Annotated in this window: 15 protein-coding genes; 8 read left to right on the top strand and 7 right to left on the bottom strand. The window is 63.8% G+C overall.

Annotation, left to right across the window (positions count from 1 at the left end):
• Window positions 1–155: 155 nt before the first annotated feature.
• From groL to BZL41_RS19525, 4 genes are all read right to left on the bottom strand, one after another.
• Window positions 156–1,796, bottom strand: a complete 1,641-nt coding sequence (gene groL, locus BZL41_RS19540) for a chaperonin GroEL (RefSeq protein ID WP_095600833.1) — start codon at window positions 1,794–1,796, stop codon at window positions 156–158.
• A gap of 43 nt (window positions 1,797–1,839) precedes the next feature.
• Entirely contained in the window at window positions 1,840–2,133 is a 294-nt protein-coding gene (locus tag BZL41_RS19535) for a co-chaperone GroES (protein ID WP_084336674.1), read from the bottom strand.
• Between the two features lie 240 nt (window positions 2,134–2,373).
• A complete protein-coding gene (locus tag BZL41_RS19530; protein ID WP_095600832.1) occupies window positions 2,374–2,835 on the bottom strand; it encodes an FxsA family protein in 462 nt (153 codons plus the stop codon).
• Window positions 2,836–2,961: 126 nt separating this feature from the next.
• Complete coding sequence (locus BZL41_RS19525) at window positions 2,962–3,687, bottom strand: HugZ family protein (RefSeq protein ID WP_095600831.1); 726 nt, start codon at window positions 3,685–3,687, stop codon at window positions 2,962–2,964.
• A 106-nt stretch (window positions 3,688–3,793) separates the two neighbouring features.
• Here BZL41_RS19525 and BZL41_RS19520 point away from each other — a divergent pair, with 106 nt between their 5' ends.
• Window positions 3,794–4,552, top strand: a complete 759-nt coding sequence (locus tag BZL41_RS19520) for an SDR family oxidoreductase (protein WP_095600830.1) — start codon at window positions 3,794–3,796, stop codon at window positions 4,550–4,552.
• A 74-nt stretch (window positions 4,553–4,626) separates the two neighbouring features.
• Here BZL41_RS19520 and BZL41_RS19515 read toward each other — a convergent pair whose 3' ends face one another.
• Complete coding sequence (locus BZL41_RS19515; protein ID WP_095600829.1) at window positions 4,627–5,631, bottom strand: DUF481 domain-containing protein; 1,005 nt, start codon at window positions 5,629–5,631, stop codon at window positions 4,627–4,629.
• Between the two features lie 207 nt (window positions 5,632–5,838).
• Here BZL41_RS19515 and BZL41_RS19510 point away from each other — a divergent pair, with 207 nt between their 5' ends.
• Complete coding sequence (locus tag BZL41_RS19510; RefSeq protein WP_095600828.1) at window positions 5,839–6,234, top strand: MGMT family protein; 396 nt, start codon at window positions 5,839–5,841, stop codon at window positions 6,232–6,234.
• A gap of 93 nt (window positions 6,235–6,327) precedes the next feature.
• On the top strand, window positions 6,328–8,124 hold the full coding sequence (locus BZL41_RS19505) for an AmpG family muropeptide MFS transporter (protein WP_095600827.1): 1,797 nt from the start codon (window positions 6,328–6,330) through the stop codon (window positions 8,122–8,124).
• Between the two features lie 18 nt (window positions 8,125–8,142).
• Here BZL41_RS19505 and BZL41_RS19500 read toward each other — a convergent pair whose 3' ends face one another.
• Both BZL41_RS19500 and BZL41_RS19495 read right to left on the bottom strand, forming a co-directional pair.
• Window positions 8,143–9,015, bottom strand: a complete 873-nt coding sequence (locus BZL41_RS19500) for a mechanosensitive ion channel family protein (protein ID WP_095600826.1) — start codon at window positions 9,013–9,015, stop codon at window positions 8,143–8,145.
• Between the two features lie 150 nt (window positions 9,016–9,165).
• A complete protein-coding gene (locus BZL41_RS19495; RefSeq protein WP_084336658.1) occupies window positions 9,166–9,645 on the bottom strand; it encodes a YajQ family cyclic di-GMP-binding protein in 480 nt (159 codons plus the stop codon).
• Between the two features lie 147 nt (window positions 9,646–9,792).
• Between BZL41_RS19495 and BZL41_RS19490 the strand changes: the two genes are divergently transcribed.
• The 5 genes from BZL41_RS19490 to BZL41_RS19470 are packed head-to-tail and all read left to right on the top strand — an operon-like array spanning window position 9,793 to window position 15,351.
• A complete protein-coding gene (locus tag BZL41_RS19490) occupies window positions 9,793–10,758 on the top strand; it encodes a response regulator (RefSeq protein ID WP_095600825.1) in 966 nt (321 codons plus the stop codon).
• Window positions 10,755–11,666, top strand: coding sequence for a putative 2-dehydropantoate 2-reductase (locus BZL41_RS19485; RefSeq protein ID WP_095600824.1), 912 nt, complete (start codon window positions 10,755–10,757; stop codon window positions 11,664–11,666). The genes BZL41_RS19490 and BZL41_RS19485 overlap by 4 nt, the downstream gene beginning before the upstream one ends.
• Window positions 11,667–11,711: 45 nt before the next feature.
• A complete protein-coding gene (locus BZL41_RS19480; RefSeq protein WP_095600823.1) occupies window positions 11,712–13,736 on the top strand; it encodes an ATP-binding protein in 2,025 nt (674 codons plus the stop codon).
• 2 nt (window positions 13,737–13,738) lie between these two features.
• A complete protein-coding gene (locus BZL41_RS19475; RefSeq protein WP_095600822.1) occupies window positions 13,739–14,326 on the top strand; it encodes a cob(I)yrinic acid a,c-diamide adenosyltransferase in 588 nt (195 codons plus the stop codon).
• Complete coding sequence (locus BZL41_RS19470) at window positions 14,290–15,351, top strand: ion transporter (RefSeq protein WP_371916553.1); 1,062 nt, start codon at window positions 14,290–14,292, stop codon at window positions 15,349–15,351. Before BZL41_RS19475 ends, BZL41_RS19470 begins: the two co-directional genes overlap by 37 nt.

The raw sequence follows: 15,351 nt of genomic DNA, 5'->3' as shown, positions 1-15,351 counted from the left end.
TGGGAGCGTCGCGATAACGGAGCATCGTCAGGCTCTGATTGCGAATGAATTCGCTCCTACAAAAAATCCATTCCATACCCACTAAAAAATCAACGCCCATGAAAAAGCCCCGCACAAGGCGGGGCTTCTTCGTTTCGGTACGAAGACCGGGCGGCTTACATCATGCCGCCCATGCCACCCATGCCGCCCATGTCAGGCATGGCCGGGGCCGGCTTGTCTTCCTGGATCTCGGCAACCATGGCTTCGGTGGTGATCATCAGACCGCCAATGGAGGACGCAGCCTGCAAAGCGGAACGGGTCACCTTGGCCGGATCGAGGATACCCATCTCGATCATGTCGCCGTATTCGCCGGTCGCGGCGTTGAAGCCAAAGTTGCCGGAACCCTGCTTGACCTTGTCGACTACCACGCTCGGCTCGTCGCCGGCGTTGGCGACGATCTGGCGCAGCGGGGCTTCGACCGCGCGACGCAGCAGAGCGATACCGACGTTCTGGTCTTCGTTGGCGCCTTTCAGGTCAGCGATGGCCTGCAGGGCACGCACCAGGGCGACACCGCCGCCAGGCACCACGCCTTCTTCCACGGCAGCGCGGGTCGCGTGCAGGGCGTCTTCGACGCGAGCCTTCTTCTCTTTCATCTCGACTTCGGTGCCGGCACCGACCTTGATCACGGCAACACCGCCGGCCAGCTTGGCCAGACGCTCTTGCAGCTTCTCCTTGTCGTAGTCGGAGGAAGTCTCTTCGACCTGCTTGCGGATCTGGGCCACGCGGGCTTCGATGTCGCTCTGGGCGCCAGCGCCGTCGATGATGGTGGTGTTTTCCTTGTTCAGCACGACGCGCTTAGCGTTACCCAGGTGCTCCAGGGTGGCGCTTTCCAGGCTCAGGCCGACTTCTTCGGAAATCACGGTACCGCCGGTCAGGATGGCGATGTCCTGCAGCATGGCCTTGCGGCGGTCGCCGAAGCCCGGAGCCTTGACGGCCGCGACCTTGACGATGCCACGCATGTTGTTCACCACCAGGGTAGCCAGGGCTTCGCCTTCCACGTCTTCGGCGACGATCAGCAGCGGACGGCCGGCCTTGGCGACGGCTTCCAGCACCGGCAGCATTTCGCGGATGTTGGAAATCTTCTTGTCGACCAGCAGGATCAGCGGGTTGTCCAGTTCGGCAACCATGGTGTCCGGCTTGTTGATGAAGTAGGGGGACAGGTAGCCGCGGTCGAACTGCATACCTTCGACGACGGACAGTTCGTTCTCCAGGCCCGAGCCTTCTTCAACGGTGATCACGCCTTCCTTGCCGACTTTTTCCATGGCTTCGGCAATGATCTGGCCGATGGACTCGTCGGCGTTGGCGGAGATGGTGCCGACCTGGGCGATGGCCTTGGAGTCGGCGCACGGCTTGGACAGGTTCTTCAGCTCGGCGACGATGGCGATGGTGGCCTTGTCGATACCGCGCTTGAGGTCCATCGGGTTCATGCCGGCGGCGACGGCCTTCAGGCCTTCGTTGACGATGGCCTGGGCCAGGACGGTGGCGGTGGTGGTGCCGTCACCGGCTTCGTCGTTTGCCTTGGAGGCAACGTCTTTCACCAGTTGGGCGCCCATGTTCTCGAAGCGGTCCTTCAGCTCGATTTCCTTGGCGACGGAAACGCCGTCCTTGGTGATGGTCGGAGCGCCGAAGCTCTTTTCCAGCACCACGTTGCGGCCTTTCGGGCCGAGGGTGGCCTTGACGGCGTCGGCCAGAACGTTCACGCCAACCAGCATCTTCTTGCGAGCGGAGTCGCCGAACTTAACTTCTTTAGCAGCCATGTCGATTGATCCTCAATTCGTTAGGTTATGCGGAGGGCGGAAATCAGGCTTCGATGACAGCGAGAATTTCGTTCTCGCCCATCACCAGCAGGTCTTCGCCGTCAACCTTGATGGTGTTGCTGCCGGAGTACGGACCGAATACCACCTGGTCGCCGACTTTCACGGCCAGCGGACGCACTTCGCCGTTGTCCAGCACGCGACCGGTGCCGACGGCGACGACTTCGCCACGGTTCGGTTTTTCGGCAGCGGAACCCGGCAGGACGATGCCGCCCGCGGTCTTGGTTTCTTCTTCGCTGCGACGAATGACGACGCGGTCATGCAGAGGACGAAGCTTCATTGTCGATCTCTCCTAGTTAAGTGATTTCCAGCTTCCGGTGGAGCCCACCGGCGGGTTAGCAAATCCGGCATTGCCGGTTACGGCCCGCTGAGCGAGCCGCAGAAGACAGCCTGCCGATGCGACAGGGACCTTGCGGTGACCGCTACATAAGGGCGGCCAAGAGCATTTCAAGGGGACGACTGAAAAAATTTGCGCAAGTCGGTGGATTGCCGGCGTTTTTAGCCAGCGCTACCACTGCACTCAGCGATCCCGGCGCTCGTATTCGCCTTCGATCACGTTCGGCCGACCGACTCCCGGCCGGCCCTGGCTGGCCGCCAGATCATCGGCGAAGGCGCGCTGGCGCAGGGCCTGCTCTTCGACGCGCTTGCGCAGATTGGCGACGATCAGACGGCGGGTAAAGGGGAACAGGCAGAGCAGGCCGAAGATATCGCTGATGAAGCCCGGCAGCAGCAACAGGCCACCGCCCACGGCGATCAGCAGGCCTTCGAGCATCTCCTGCTCCGGCAGCTCGCCACGAGCCAGGCGCTCACGGGCGCGCCACGCGGTGGACAATCCGGCGACACGCAACAGGACACTGCCGAGGATGGCGGTGAAGACGATCAACAGCAGCGTGGGCAGCACGCCGATGGCGCTGCCGACCTTGATCAGTACCGCGAGTTCGAGCAGCGGGAACAGCAACAGCAGGAAAAGAAAAGCACGCATCGAGGGTTCCTTGGCGGAAGAACGGCTTCCGATAACCGTTAGTTGACGCCGCTGCGGGACCAATTCAACCCCACAGCAGCAACGAGCTGTAACCGGATGCTTCGACGATCCGGCGGCGAGCCCGGCTCAGGCCTCCTCGGCCGTCGGCCAACGCTCGGCACGCGCCAGGGCGACCAGCGCCTGGCGTACCGCACCGGGATTGATGCACGGCTGGGGGAAAGCCAACCAATAGAGCGCTTGGCCGATACGCAGGTGAAAACCTTCGCTGTCGATGCCGGCCAGCTCGGCGGTCTCTCCTGTCGGTAGTCCGGCCAGCTCCACGTAATGGGCAATGGCGTTGGCATGGTCGGCGTTCATATGTTCGACCATGCCGGTCTCGGACTCGCCGACGAACGGATTGGCCAAAGCCACCTCGTCGAGCCAGTGGATCGCGCCGAAACCGCCGATGTAGCGCCAGCGCACGGGCTCCAGCACCCAGAAATCGAAGTCGTGGGCCTTGTGGTAATCGCGCGAGCCGGGGAAATAGCGGTAGTAACGCGCCGCGGCGGCCTCGATGGCGGCCGGATCGTCCAATTGCCGCGCTTCGGCGAGCAGGGTCAGACGCCCGGCAGCCTGGACGTCTTCGGCGCCCCGCTCGCCCACCAGCAGCGAGCATTTCGGCTCCTTCTGCAGGTTGTGGGTGTGCTGGGCGATACGGCTGATCAGGATCAGCGGCCAACCCCTTTCGTCAAGGCAATAAGGCACCACCGATCCGAAAGGGAAACCCGGCATGGCCTTTGAATGGGTGGATAGCACGCCACGGTATTCCTTGAGCAGCAATTCTCGGGCATGCTTGGCCGCTTTCACGCTCACTATCTGACTCCTTGTAAAGAATCCGGTCTAAAAACGGACGGGCGCCCCGCATTGCGGTCCGCGGCGCCAACGAGGGGGACCAGCCGATACTTTGAGGGGATTTGCTATGGAATTGAAAGACAAGGTCATCATTATCACCGGCGGCTGCCAGGGCCTGGGCCGCGCAATGGGCGAATACCTGGCCGCCAAAGGCGCGAGGCTGGCGCTGGTGGACCTCAACCAGGAGAAGCTCGACCAGGCCGTGGCGGCCTGTAAGGCACTGGGCACCGAGGCGCGCGCCTATCTGTGCAACGTTGCCAACGAAGAGCAGGTGGTGGACACCGTGGCCCGTATCGCCGAGGACTTCGGCGCCATCAACGGCCTGGTCAACAACGCCGGCATCCTGCGTGACGGCCTCACCGTCAAGGTGAAGGACGGCGAGATGACCAAGCTGAGTCTGGCTCAATGGCAGGCGGTAATCGATGTCAACCTGACCGGCGTGTTCCTCTGCACCCGCGAAGTGGCGGCGAAGATGATCGAGCTGAAGAACCAGGGCGCGATCGTCAACATTTCCTCCATTTCCCGTGCCGGCAACATGGGCCAGGCCAACTACTCCGCCGCGAAGGCTGGTGTGGCCGCCGACACCGTGGTCTGGGCCAAGGAGCTGGCGCGCTACGGCATCCGCGTGGCCGGCGTCGCTCCGGGGTTCATCGAGACCGAAATGACCGCCAGCATGAAGCCCGAAGCCCTGGAGAAAATGACTTCCGGCATTCCGCTGCGGCGCATGGGCAAACCTACCGAAATCGCCCACTCCGTGGCCTACATCTTCGAGAACGACTATTACACCGGTCGCATCCTCGAACTGGACGGCGGCCTGCGCCTGTAAGGTGTCATCAAGGTCGACAATAAAAAAGGCTCCGCGGCCATTGCCGCGGAGCCTTTTTCTTTCTGGCGGCGAAATTACCAGCCGACGCCAAAGCCCAGGGAATAGCGGGTCTCGTCGAGATCGCCGTCCGAGCCGCTGACCATGTCCTTTTCCACCTTCATGTTCATCGACGCCCAGTCGGTCACCTTGTAGCGCAGCCCGGCCTCGGCATCCAGCGAATAATCGGCGACGCCGCCCAGCGGCTTGCCCACTTCGCCGTTGCTGAAAATCTCGATCGTCTTTCCGATCAGGTAGCGGTTGTAGTCCCACTTCACTGCCAGGGAGTAGAAGTTGTCCTTCTCGCCGTCGGCGTACTCATAATCCGCACGGTTGATCAGCGACGCCAGGGAGAACGCGCCCAGCTCGTTGTCCCAGAACTGGTAGCCGGGACCGGTACCCAATGTGCGCTGGCGGCGCAGGTCTTCGATCTTGTCGCGCTTGTAGTCGAAGCGGCCCTGCCAGAACCAATGCTCGTCGAGGAAGCGGTCGAGGGCATATTCCGCTTCCCAGTTGTCCGTGCTCTTCACGTCGTCCTGGAATTCGCGGTTGTATTCGCCCTTGGCGTTATGCCGCCAGCGGCCGTGGCGCGCCTTGGTCTTGAAATCGATGTCGTAGTCGTCGGTATCGGACTCGGCCCGCTTGTAGTCCATGGACACGTCGACATTACCGGTCCAGGTCAGGTCTTCCACCACCGGCTTGGGCCGGATGATCTGAGCGATACTGGCCAGTTCCACGGTCTTCGGCTGGTCGCCGTTGGCCAGGATAACCTTGCCCTCTTCCGCCGGCTTCAACGCCTTGGCACGCTCGCCGGTGACATCGTCCTCCTTGATCAGCAATTGCTGGTTGCTTTCCAGCGTCGCGACCTTCTTCCAGTCGAGGGGGATGGAGCCGCCGTAATCGGTCTCGAGGACCAAGCGGCTCCCGTCGAAGACCTTGATCTTGCCGGTCAGGCGGTCACCGTTCTTCAACCATACGGTATCGGCGATAGCGGACGCCGAGGCGGCGGTAAGAGCTATACACAGCAGAGTTCTGGACAACATAGGCGGCAATGGCACTCAGAATTCGAAAAACCGGGCATTATCCGCAAGCCCGGCGACTGAGCAAGACTGACCAGCAGTTTTTCCGTGAGTTCAGATCAGTCGACCAACGCGCTCCGCCTGTTCGCCACGGCCAACGCCGATCGGTTGGCGGCGTACGACCCAGGTTACGGCGGCAGAACGGCATACCGAGACAGGACACGCAGCAGCATGATCGATGACGCAGAAGACCAGCGGGAGGAACGGACTGCAGCGCCCGTCTGGCCCGCTTCGCCGCCGGAAAGTGCCGAGGCGAGGCGCGAAGCGCTTTACCTGACCTTGAGCCAGGTGCCATCGGGCAAGGTGGTCAGCTACGGCCAGCTCGCCGAACTGGCCGGGCTCGGGCGCGCGGCACGCTGGGTCGGTCGCACGCTCTCGCAGTTGCCGGAAGGCACCAGTCTGCCCTGGCACCGCGTGCTTGGTGCCGGCGGGCGCCTCAGTCTGCCAGCCGGCACGGCTTCGGGCCACGAACAGCGGGCACGCTTGCGGGCGGAGGGCGTGACGATCCACAACGATCGTGTGGATATCCGTCGGCACGGCTGGCGTCCGATGGAGCACAGCGGTTAGAGTGCGCGCTTTACCACGCAATGGCGCCGCAACGTGCCTTGCCTGCCACACCCAGGAACCGCTGCTAACGGTGTTGAACACAGGCTCCCGTACATGACCCGTCGTACCTGGCGCGATGCAGTCGCCGCCTACGCCAGCCCTGCCACCCTGGCCCTGCTTCTCCTGGGTTTTGCCGCCGGCCTTCCCTACATGCTGGTGTTTTCCACCCTGTCGGTCTGGCTCCGCGAAGCCGGGGTCGCGCGGGAGACCATCGGGTTCGCCAGCCTGATCGGCCTGGCTTATGCCTTCAAATGGGTTTGGGCGCCGATGCTCGACCAATGGCGGCTGCCGTTGCTCGGTAAGCTGGGACGCCGGCGCTCCTGGCTGGTGCTGTCGCAGAGCCTGGTGGCCATCGGCCTGATCGGCATGGCCAACTTCGACCCGCAGATGCAATTGTCCTGGCTGATAGCACTGGCCGTGCTGGTGGCCTTCGCCTCGGCCACGCAGGACATCGCGATCGATGCCTACCGCCTGGAGATCGCCGAAGACAGCCGCCAGGCCGCACTGGCTGCCAGCTACATGGCCGGCTACCGGGTCGCCGCCCTGCTCGCCACCGCCGGCGCGCTGTATTTCGCCGAATGGTTCGGCTCCACCAACCAGTTGTACAAGCATGCTGCCTGGGCCAACACCTACCTGCTGTTCGCCCTGCTGATGCTACCGGGGCTGGCTACCAGCCTGTGGATGCGCGAACCTCCGGCTCCGCCGCATATCCACGCGGCACCACCGAAGCACGGTTTCTTTCACCAGTTGCTGTCGATCCTCGTTGTGATCGTCCTGGCGATCTCCGTACCCGCCCTGTTCATCCAGTTCTATCAGAGCGACCTGGTGCTGATGTTCAAGGGCGACGTAACGCCCCAGGACCTGCTGTACAACGACCGCGCCTTCCTGCGCGCGTTGCTTTACACCGCCCTGGCCTGTATCTGCGCTTCCGGCCTGTTCTGGGGCGGGCTGGCACCGGTACTGAAGACGGCGGCGGCAAAGTATGGTTTCTTCCACCAGTTGCTGTCGGTGCTGCTGCTGATCATTCTGCTGATCTCGATACCGGCGATGGTCACCCAGTTTTACGAGAGCGACCTGGACCTGATGCTGCGCGGCCAACTCAGCCTGCAGCAGTTGTTGCTCTACGACCGCGCCTTCCTGCGCGCGCTGCTTTACACCCTGCTCACCGGCCTGTCCATTTCCAGCCTGTTCTGGGGCGGCATGGCGCCAGTGCTGACACCGATAAACGACTTCATCCATCGCTACCGCTGGCAGGCGTTGCTGCTGCTCGGCCTGGTGGCGACCTATCGGATGTCGGATACGGTGATGGGGGTAATGGCGAACGTCTTCTACATCGACATGGGTTTTACCAAGGACCAGATCGCCAGCGTCAGCAAACTCTTCGGCCTGGTCATGACCCTGCTCGGGGCCGGGGTCGGCGGCTTGCTGATCGTGCGCTTCGGCATCATGCCGATCCTGTTCATCGGCGGCGTGGCCTCGGCGGCGACCAACCTGCTGTTCCTCATGCTCGCCGGCATGGGCGCGCACCTGCCGATGCTGGTGGTGACCATTTCCTGCGATAACTTCAGCGCCGGCCTCGCCACGGCGGCCTTCGTCGCCTACCTGTCGAGCCTGACCAACCTGAAGTTCTCGGCCACCCAGTACGCCCTGCTCAGTTCCATCATGCTGCTCCTGCCGCGCCTGATCGGCGGCTATTCCGGCGTGATGGTGGAAAAACTCGGCTACGCGCAGTTCTTCCTCGCCACCGCCCTGCTCGGCGTACCGACACTGGTGCTGATTCTCTGGCAGTGGCGGAGGAATCGCACCGAACCGAACGGTTCGGCGCCCATGGCGTCCTCGGAGCGGGCCTGACGGCCCGCCTCGTCGTTCTTATGCCGTCTGGCCGGCGGTCAGCTTGCGCGATGCCGGATGTTCCCCGACCGCCTGCTGCAGGTGCACCACCCGCTGCGGGAAAGGAATGCCGACGCCGGCGGCCGTCAGACGCTCCTTGGCCTGCTCGATGAAGTCGAAAGTCACCGGCCAGTAGTCGGCGGTGGCCACCCAGACCCGCAGCGACAGGTTCACCGCGCTATCGCCCAGGCCGGTGACGAACACCACCGGTGCCGGCTCCTCCAGCACGCGGGAATCCTTGGCGATCTCCAGGAGCACCTGCCGCGCCAGCTTGATGTCGCTGCCGTAATCGATGCCCAGGACGATATCCACCCGGCGCTTGGCCTCGCGGGAATAGTTGGTGATGTGGCCGTTGGACAGGCTGCCGTTGGGCACGACCACTACCTTATTGTCGGCAGTCTTCAGCGTGGTGTGGAAGATCTGAATGCTGTCGACCGTCCCACTCACGCCCTGCGCCTCGATCCAGTCGCCCACTCGGAACGGGCGGAACAGCAGGATCAGCACGCCGCCGGCGAAGTTCGCCAGGCTGCCCTGCAGCGCCAGGCCGATGGCCAGGCCGGCCGCACCGATGGCGGCGATGAAGGACGTCGTCTCGACGCCGACCATCGAGGCCACGCTGACCAGCAGCAGCACCTTGAGAGCGATATTGGCCAGGCTGCCGATGAAGCCGTGCAGGGTCTGGTCGACGCTACGCTTCTTCAGCAGCGTACTGACCTTGTTGGTCAAGCGGTTGACCAGCCACCAGCCGATCGCCAGGGTCGCTAGTGCCAGCAGCAACTGGCCGCTGTAATGCAGGGCGATCGGTAGCCAGGCTTCGGAAAGGCTGACGAGATAGTCGAGGTTCAGCTCCATGAGAGTTCTCCTTTCGAATGGAATGCGGCCGCCATGATCGATGCATGGCGGCTGGAAAGGCCTTTGCAGACAGAGGAGAGCGCGGCGCTTGTGCGTCCTCGCCAGAAGCAGCCTGTCAGGGGCCGGACGCCGTACCGGCGTTGGGATGGGTCAATCGCGGAAGTTGTTGAACTGCAGCGGCATGCCGAAATCCTTGGCACGCAGGTGCGCGATGGCTTCCTGCAGGTCGTCGCGCTTCTTGCCGGTGACGCGCACCTGCTCGCCCTGGATCGCAGCCTGGACCTTCAGTTTGCTGTCCTTGATATGGGCGACGATCTTCTTCGCCAGTTCCTTGTCGATACCTTCGCGCAGGATGACTTCCTGCTTGACGGTTTTCCCGGACGGATAGGCATCCTTGAACTCCAGGCACTGGATATCGATCTTGCGCTTGACCAGGGCGAGCTTGAGGATCTCGACCATCTGCTCGAGCTGGAAATCGGCCTCGGCGGTCAGGTTGACGGTCAGGTCCTTGAGTTCGAAGCTGCCCTTGCCGCGCAGGTCGTAGCGCCGGTCCAGCTCCTTGATGGCATTGTCGATGGCGTTGGTGACTTCGTGCTTGTCCAGTTCGGACACCACGTCGAACGAGGGCATGGGATTCCTCCAGATAAACGGCGCAACCGGGTTCACGTAAGAGTCGCGCCTGGCTTGACGGTTAAAATGCGCGGTCATTATAACTGCTCGGACACATACCGCCCGGCGAAGTACCCGGCGCCCATTTCCCTGCAGTGAGCCCTTTCAATGCCCAACCCCCATCTCAGCATTCTGGTGGTGGACGATGCCAAATTTTCCAGCGCCATGATCGGCCGCGCCCTTACCCAGGCCGGATACCAGGACGTGCGCTACGCCAATAGCGCCGCCGAGGCACTGAAACTGCTCGAATCGCGCCCGGCCAGCGTGCTTCTGGCCGATTGGCTGATGCCGGAAATGGACGGCCTGGAACTGACCGCCCGGGTCCGCCAGATCGACGAAATGGCCGATCACTACACCTACGTCATCCTGCTCACCGGCAAGGAGGGCGAAAACGTGCTGAGCGAGGCCTTCGACAGGGGCGTCGACGACTTCATCAGCAAGGCCTCGATGAATGAACAGCTAGTCCCGCGCATCTACGCCGCCGACCGTCTGTGCAACACCCTCCAACGCCTGCTGCAGGAGAAGCGCCTGCTAATGCAGAACATCGCCAGCCTGGAGCAGCGTAACCTGGTGGACCCGCTCACCGGCCTGGGCAATCCGCGTTACCTGCGCCAGAAACTGGTGGACAGCCTGCGCCAGGTGGACGCCCGCGGCGGCGCGCTGTGCTACCTGACCATCGGCCTGCACAACGCCGGTGAGCTGCGCCAGCAATACGGCGAACGCTTCTACAACGAACTGCTGCATGGCATCGCCCGCCGCCTGCAGCAACTGGTTCGTCCCCTCGATGTCCTGGCGAGGCTGGACGACCACCATTTCGGCCTGATCACCCTGCTGGAAGACCTGCATGAATGCTCGCCGAGCAGCTTCAAGCGGCTCCATGAAGGACTGAACCTGAAGGCGTTCAAGACCAGCGAGGGCTTCATCACCCTGAAGGCCGGCATCAGCCTGATCGGCCTGGACAGCAAGGCGCTGCCGGTAGAACCGGAACGCCTGATGGAACTGGCTACCGAGCTGTTGCCAGAGTCCTATGCCAGCGGCCGGGTGGCGGCGCAGCGTCTGCCCTTACCCACATGACCTGGCACATCCTCGGTGCCGGCAGCCTCGGCAGCCTCTGGGCCGCCCGGTTGTCGCGCGCCGGCGTGCCGGTGCGGCTGGTGCTCCGTAATCGGGAGCGACTGGCTGCCTACCAGGCCGCCGGTGGCCTGACCCTGGTCGAAGACGGCCAGGCGAGCCTCTACCCCATCGTCGCCGAAACGGCGGACGCCTCCACCCCCATCCGGCGCTTGCTGATGGCCTGCAAGGCCTATGATGCCGAAGTCGCGGTAGCCAGCATCGCATCGCGCCTGGGCGCGGAAGCCGAGTTGATCCTGTTGCAGAACGGCATCGGCAGCCAACAGGAGGTGGCGGCACGGGTCCCCCGGGCACGCTGCATCCTGGCCTCGAGTACCGAAGGCGCCTTCCGCGACAGCACATTCCGGGTGGTCTTCGCCGGGCGCGGGCACACCTGGCTGGGAACATCGGACGAGAGCCACGCTCCGGCCTGGCTGGAGGACTTGGCGCGAGCCGGCATTCCCCACGACTGGACAGCGGACATCCTGACCCGGCTGTGGCGCAAGCTGGCATTGAACTGCGCCATCAATCCGCTGACCGTGCTCCACGACTGCCGCAACGGCGAATTGGCGAACCACCCGGAGCAGATCGCCGGCCTCTGCGCAGAGCTTGCCGAGCTGCTGCTCGCCTGTGGCCAGACGGCCGCCGCCGAGGGCCTTCTCGACGAGGTGCGGCGGGTGATCCAAGCCACCGCCGCCAACTACTCGTCGATGCACCAGGACGTCGCCCAGGGCCGCCGCACCGAGATCGGCTACCTGCTCGACCGCGCCTGCGCGGAGGGGCATCGCCGCGGCCTGGCGCTGCCGCGCCTGACCGCGCTGCAGGCACGCTTGAAGGAAACCCTGACGCTCCGCGGATTGCCCACCGACTGAAGGCCGCGCTAACCTGCCTGTTCTCAGGCAAACGCTGTCCATGACATGACCCTGCGCCAGTACCTCGAAAATCTTTCGGTCGGTCAGAAACTGCTGGCCGCCCTGCTGGTGCTGCTCGCCGCCGTCCTGCTGGTGGCCAACCTGACCTTCATCAGCGCGGCCTATTGGATTTCCCAGGAAAGCGTGGCACCCGAGGCCTTGCAGACACTGGGCCGGCTGATCGCCACGCCGTCCCTGAGCAAGGAGGCGCTATCCTCCCCTGCGGCCGCCGAAGCCGTGCTCAAGCGCCTGGAGGAATACAAGCCGCTGCGCGCCGCAGCCATCTACGATCAGAACGGTATCAGCCTCGCCCAGCTCAAGCGCGGCGAGAAGCTTGAGCTGCCGGAGCGCATCGAGTTGCTGGAAAGCTGGCGACACAGCGAGTTCCGCGCCAACCAGGTAATCGAGCTGCCGCAACCCAAGGGGCGCCCCGGCTATCTGCTGCTGGTCGCTTCCAGCGAGCTGCCCGGCGCCTTCTACACCGGCACCCTCACCGCCAGCCTGGTGATCCTCGCCATCAGCGTGCTGCTCTGGCTGCTGGTGGCGCGGCAGATCCGCCGCCTGATCACCCGGCCGATCCGGCGCCTGGAAGAGCTATCGCGTCAGGTGACCCGCGAGGAAAACTATGCACTGCGCGCCTCGCGCGGCAACCAGGACGAGATCGGCAGCCTGGCGGACGCGTTCAACACCATGCTGTCGCGCATGGAAGCCCGCGAACAGCAATTGCGACGCGCCCGCGACGAAGCCCAGTCGGCCTTCGACAAGGCCCGCAGCCTGGCCGAGGAGACCCGCCACTCCAATCGCAAGCTGGAACTGGAAGTGCAGGTCCGCAGCAAGATCGAGAAGAAGCTCACCGGCTTCCAGAACTACCTGAACAGCATCATCGACTCCATGCCTTCGGCGTTGATCGCTCTCGACGAGCAGTTGTACGTCACCCAATGGAACCAAGAGGCCAGCGCCCTTTCCGGGACGCGCCTGGACGAAGCCCTCAACCAACCGGTGTTCCTCGCCTTCCCGCCGCTCAAGCCGTTCCTGCCGCAGCTCAAGCGCACTGCCGAACAGCACAAGGTGGAGAAAATCGACCGGGTCACCTGGACCAAGGACGACATTCCCCATCACTACGCCCTGACGTTCTACCCCCTGGTGGGCAGTGCGGGCCGTGGTGCGGTGATCCGTATCGACGACATCACTCAGCGCCTGTCCATGGAAGAGCTGATGGTGCAGTCGGAAAAGATGCTCTCGGTCGGTGGCCTGGCGGCCGGCATGGCGCACGAAATCAACAACCCGCTGGGCGCCATCCTGCATAACGTGCAAAACATCCGCCGGCGCCTGTCGCCCGACCTGGCAAAGAACCTGCAGCAGGCCGAGGACCTCGGCATCGACCTGCAGACCGTCAACCGCTATCTGGACAGCCGCGAAGTCCCCCGATTGCTCGACGGCATCCAGCAGGCCGGTGCGCGCGCCGCGAAGATCGTCAGCCACATGCTCAGCTTCAGCCGGCGCAGCAATCGCGAGCTGGCGCCCTGCCAGTTGCCCACGTTGATCGACCAGGCGGTGGAAATCGCCGGCAACGACTTCGCGCTGATGGAGGGCTTCGACTTCAAGGGCCTGGCCATCGTCCGCGACTTCGATCCGCAGTTGGGCCCGGTGCCCTGCACCGGCAACGAACTGGAACAGGTGCTGCTCAACCTGCTGAAGAACGCCGCTCAGGCCATCCACCAACGCGACGAGAACCCGAACCGGGAACCTGGGCGCATCGTGCTGCGCACCCGCTACAACCCGCCGTGGGCGGAAATTCTCGTGGAGGACAACGGCGTCGGCATTCCCGAGTCGGTGCGCAAACGCATCTTCGAGCCGTTTTTCACCACCAAGGAGATTGGCCAGGGCACCGGGCTCGGTTTGTCGGTGTCCTATTTCATCATCACCAACAATCACAAGGGACAGATGGAAGTGCAGTCCAAGCCCGGCCAGGGCACCTGTTTCACCCTGCGCCTGCCCTTGGCCGCCGCCAGCGAGAACACGGGACTCTGAACATGGGCTATCGACTGTCGAAGATCTACACCCGCACCGGGGATGCCGGCGAAACCGGACTGGCCGATGGCCGCCGGGTACCCAAGGATCATCCACGGGTCGAGGCCATGGGCGAGCTGGACACCCTCAACAGCCAGCTCGGCCTGCTGCTCGCCGAACTGGCCGAGCAGCAGGCCACATGGCCGGGCCTGAACGAAGTGATCGAAGTCCTGGCGCCCTGCCAGCACCGGCTGTTCGACCTGGGCGGCGAACTGGCGATGCCGGCATACCGCGCATTGGACCAGACGGAAATCGAACGCCTCGAAGCGGCCATCGACCGCTGGAACGACGAACTCGGCCCACTGGAAAACTTCATCCTGCCCGGCGGTTCCCGCCTGGTCGCCCAGGCCCACGTATGCCGCAGCCTGGCCCGTAGCGCGGAGCGCCGCTGCCAGCAATTGAATGCCGTCGAACCGCTGGAAGGGGTCGGCCTGGCCTACGTCAATCGCCTGTCCGACCTGCTGTTCGTCGCCGCCCGTCTGATCGCCCGCCGCCAACACGTCCAGGAAGTGCTTTGGCAGGCGGCGCCCGCACCGGACAAGGGCAGGTGACCGGCGCCCCACTCTCTTCGGAAACCCGGCGGCGCGAAGGCCTGCACGCCGCCTGGGAAGCCTTCATCGTGCTGCTGGTCTGCCTCAACCTGGGGCTGATCCTGTTCGACAGCCTGTTCCAACTGGTGCCGATCAACCTGGCGCTGAACGCCCTGGTGCCGGAGCTGCACAGGCTCTACGCGGAAACAGTGCACGCTCACTTCCAGTTCATCGACTTGGCTTTCGTCGCCGTTTTCATCCTTGACGTGTTGCTCGGCTGGACCGTCGCCGTCGTCGAGAAGCGCTATCCGCGCTGGTACTACTACCCCTTCACCCACTGGTACGACGTGCTCGGCTGCATCCCACTGAGCGGCATGCGCTGGCTGCGCGCGCTGCGCATCCTGGTCCTGGCCATCCGCCTGCAGCGGCTGGGCCTGATCGACATGCGCACCTGGGCGATCTACGGCTTCTTCAACCGCTACTACCAGTTGCTGCTGGAAGAGTTGTCGGATCGGGTCATGGTCCGCCTGTTCTCACGCCTGCAACAGGAGATCGGCACCAGCGACGACCTCACCCGTCGGCTGGTGGACGGCGTGATCCGGCCACGCAAGGAGCGCCTGATCGCCGATCTCTCGCGGCGTCTCGAAGCCATGCTGCAGGAGGGCTACCACGGCAACCGGGCGGCCATCGAGGCGCATGTCACCCAGCTCATACGACGTGCCTTGGCGGAGAACCGAGAGCTGGCCCGGTTACGCCGGCTGCCGCTGGGCGATCGGCTCGCGGAAAGCCTCGACGATGCCCTGACCGGCATCGCCAGGAGCCTGCTTCATGGTTCCATCGACGGTCTGCAGTCCGATACCTTCAAGGCCACTGCCGCTCGTCTGGCGGATGCCTGCTTCGACGCCTGGCTCTACCAGGACGAAGACACCGACCTGGCCCTGGAGGAACTGCTGGTCGATAGCATCGAGGTCCTCAAGCAGCAGATTCTCGACCGCCGCTGGAGCCGCTTCGTCGGGCCGGAACCGCCACCAACTCCCCCCGAGTGA

This window comes from Pseudomonas sp. PIC25, from assembly GCF_002286785.1.
Taxonomy (GTDB): domain Bacteria; phylum Pseudomonadota; class Gammaproteobacteria; order Pseudomonadales; family Pseudomonadaceae; genus Pseudomonas_M.
This window is presented reverse-complemented; position numbering and strand designations above follow the sequence as displayed.

Excerpts from the sequence above, each read along its gene's own strand:
- groL (WP_095600833.1), bottom strand. The coding sequence starts at position 1,796 with ATGGCTGCTAAAGAAGTTAAGTTCGGCGACTCCGCTCGCAAGAAGATG.
- BZL41_RS19535 (WP_084336674.1), bottom strand. The coding sequence starts at position 2,133 with ATGAAGCTTCGTCCTCTGCATGACCGCGTCGTCATTCGTCGCAGCGAA.
- BZL41_RS19530 (WP_095600832.1), bottom strand. The coding sequence starts at position 2,835 with ATGCGTGCTTTTCTTTTCCTGCTGTTGCTGTTCCCGCTGCTCGAACTC.
- BZL41_RS19520 (WP_095600830.1), top strand. The coding sequence starts at position 3,794 with ATGGAATTGAAAGACAAGGTCATCATTATCACCGGCGGCTGCCAGGGC.
- BZL41_RS19515 (WP_095600829.1), bottom strand. The coding sequence starts at position 5,631 with ATGTTGTCCAGAACTCTGCTGTGTATAGCTCTTACCGCCGCCTCGGCG.
- BZL41_RS19510 (WP_095600828.1), top strand. The coding sequence starts at position 5,839 with ATGATCGATGACGCAGAAGACCAGCGGGAGGAACGGACTGCAGCGCCC.
- BZL41_RS19505 (WP_095600827.1), top strand. The coding sequence starts at position 6,328 with ATGACCCGTCGTACCTGGCGCGATGCAGTCGCCGCCTACGCCAGCCCT.
- BZL41_RS19500 (WP_095600826.1), bottom strand. The coding sequence starts at position 9,015 with ATGGAGCTGAACCTCGACTATCTCGTCAGCCTTTCCGAAGCCTGGCTA.
- BZL41_RS19495 (WP_084336658.1), bottom strand. The coding sequence starts at position 9,645 with ATGCCCTCGTTCGACGTGGTGTCCGAACTGGACAAGCACGAAGTCACC.
- BZL41_RS19490 (WP_095600825.1), top strand. The coding sequence starts at position 9,793 with ATGCCCAACCCCCATCTCAGCATTCTGGTGGTGGACGATGCCAAATTT.
- BZL41_RS19485 (WP_095600824.1), top strand. The coding sequence starts at position 10,755 with ATGACCTGGCACATCCTCGGTGCCGGCAGCCTCGGCAGCCTCTGGGCC.
- BZL41_RS19480 (WP_095600823.1), top strand. The coding sequence starts at position 11,712 with ATGACCCTGCGCCAGTACCTCGAAAATCTTTCGGTCGGTCAGAAACTG.
- BZL41_RS19475 (WP_095600822.1), top strand. The coding sequence starts at position 13,739 with ATGGGCTATCGACTGTCGAAGATCTACACCCGCACCGGGGATGCCGGC.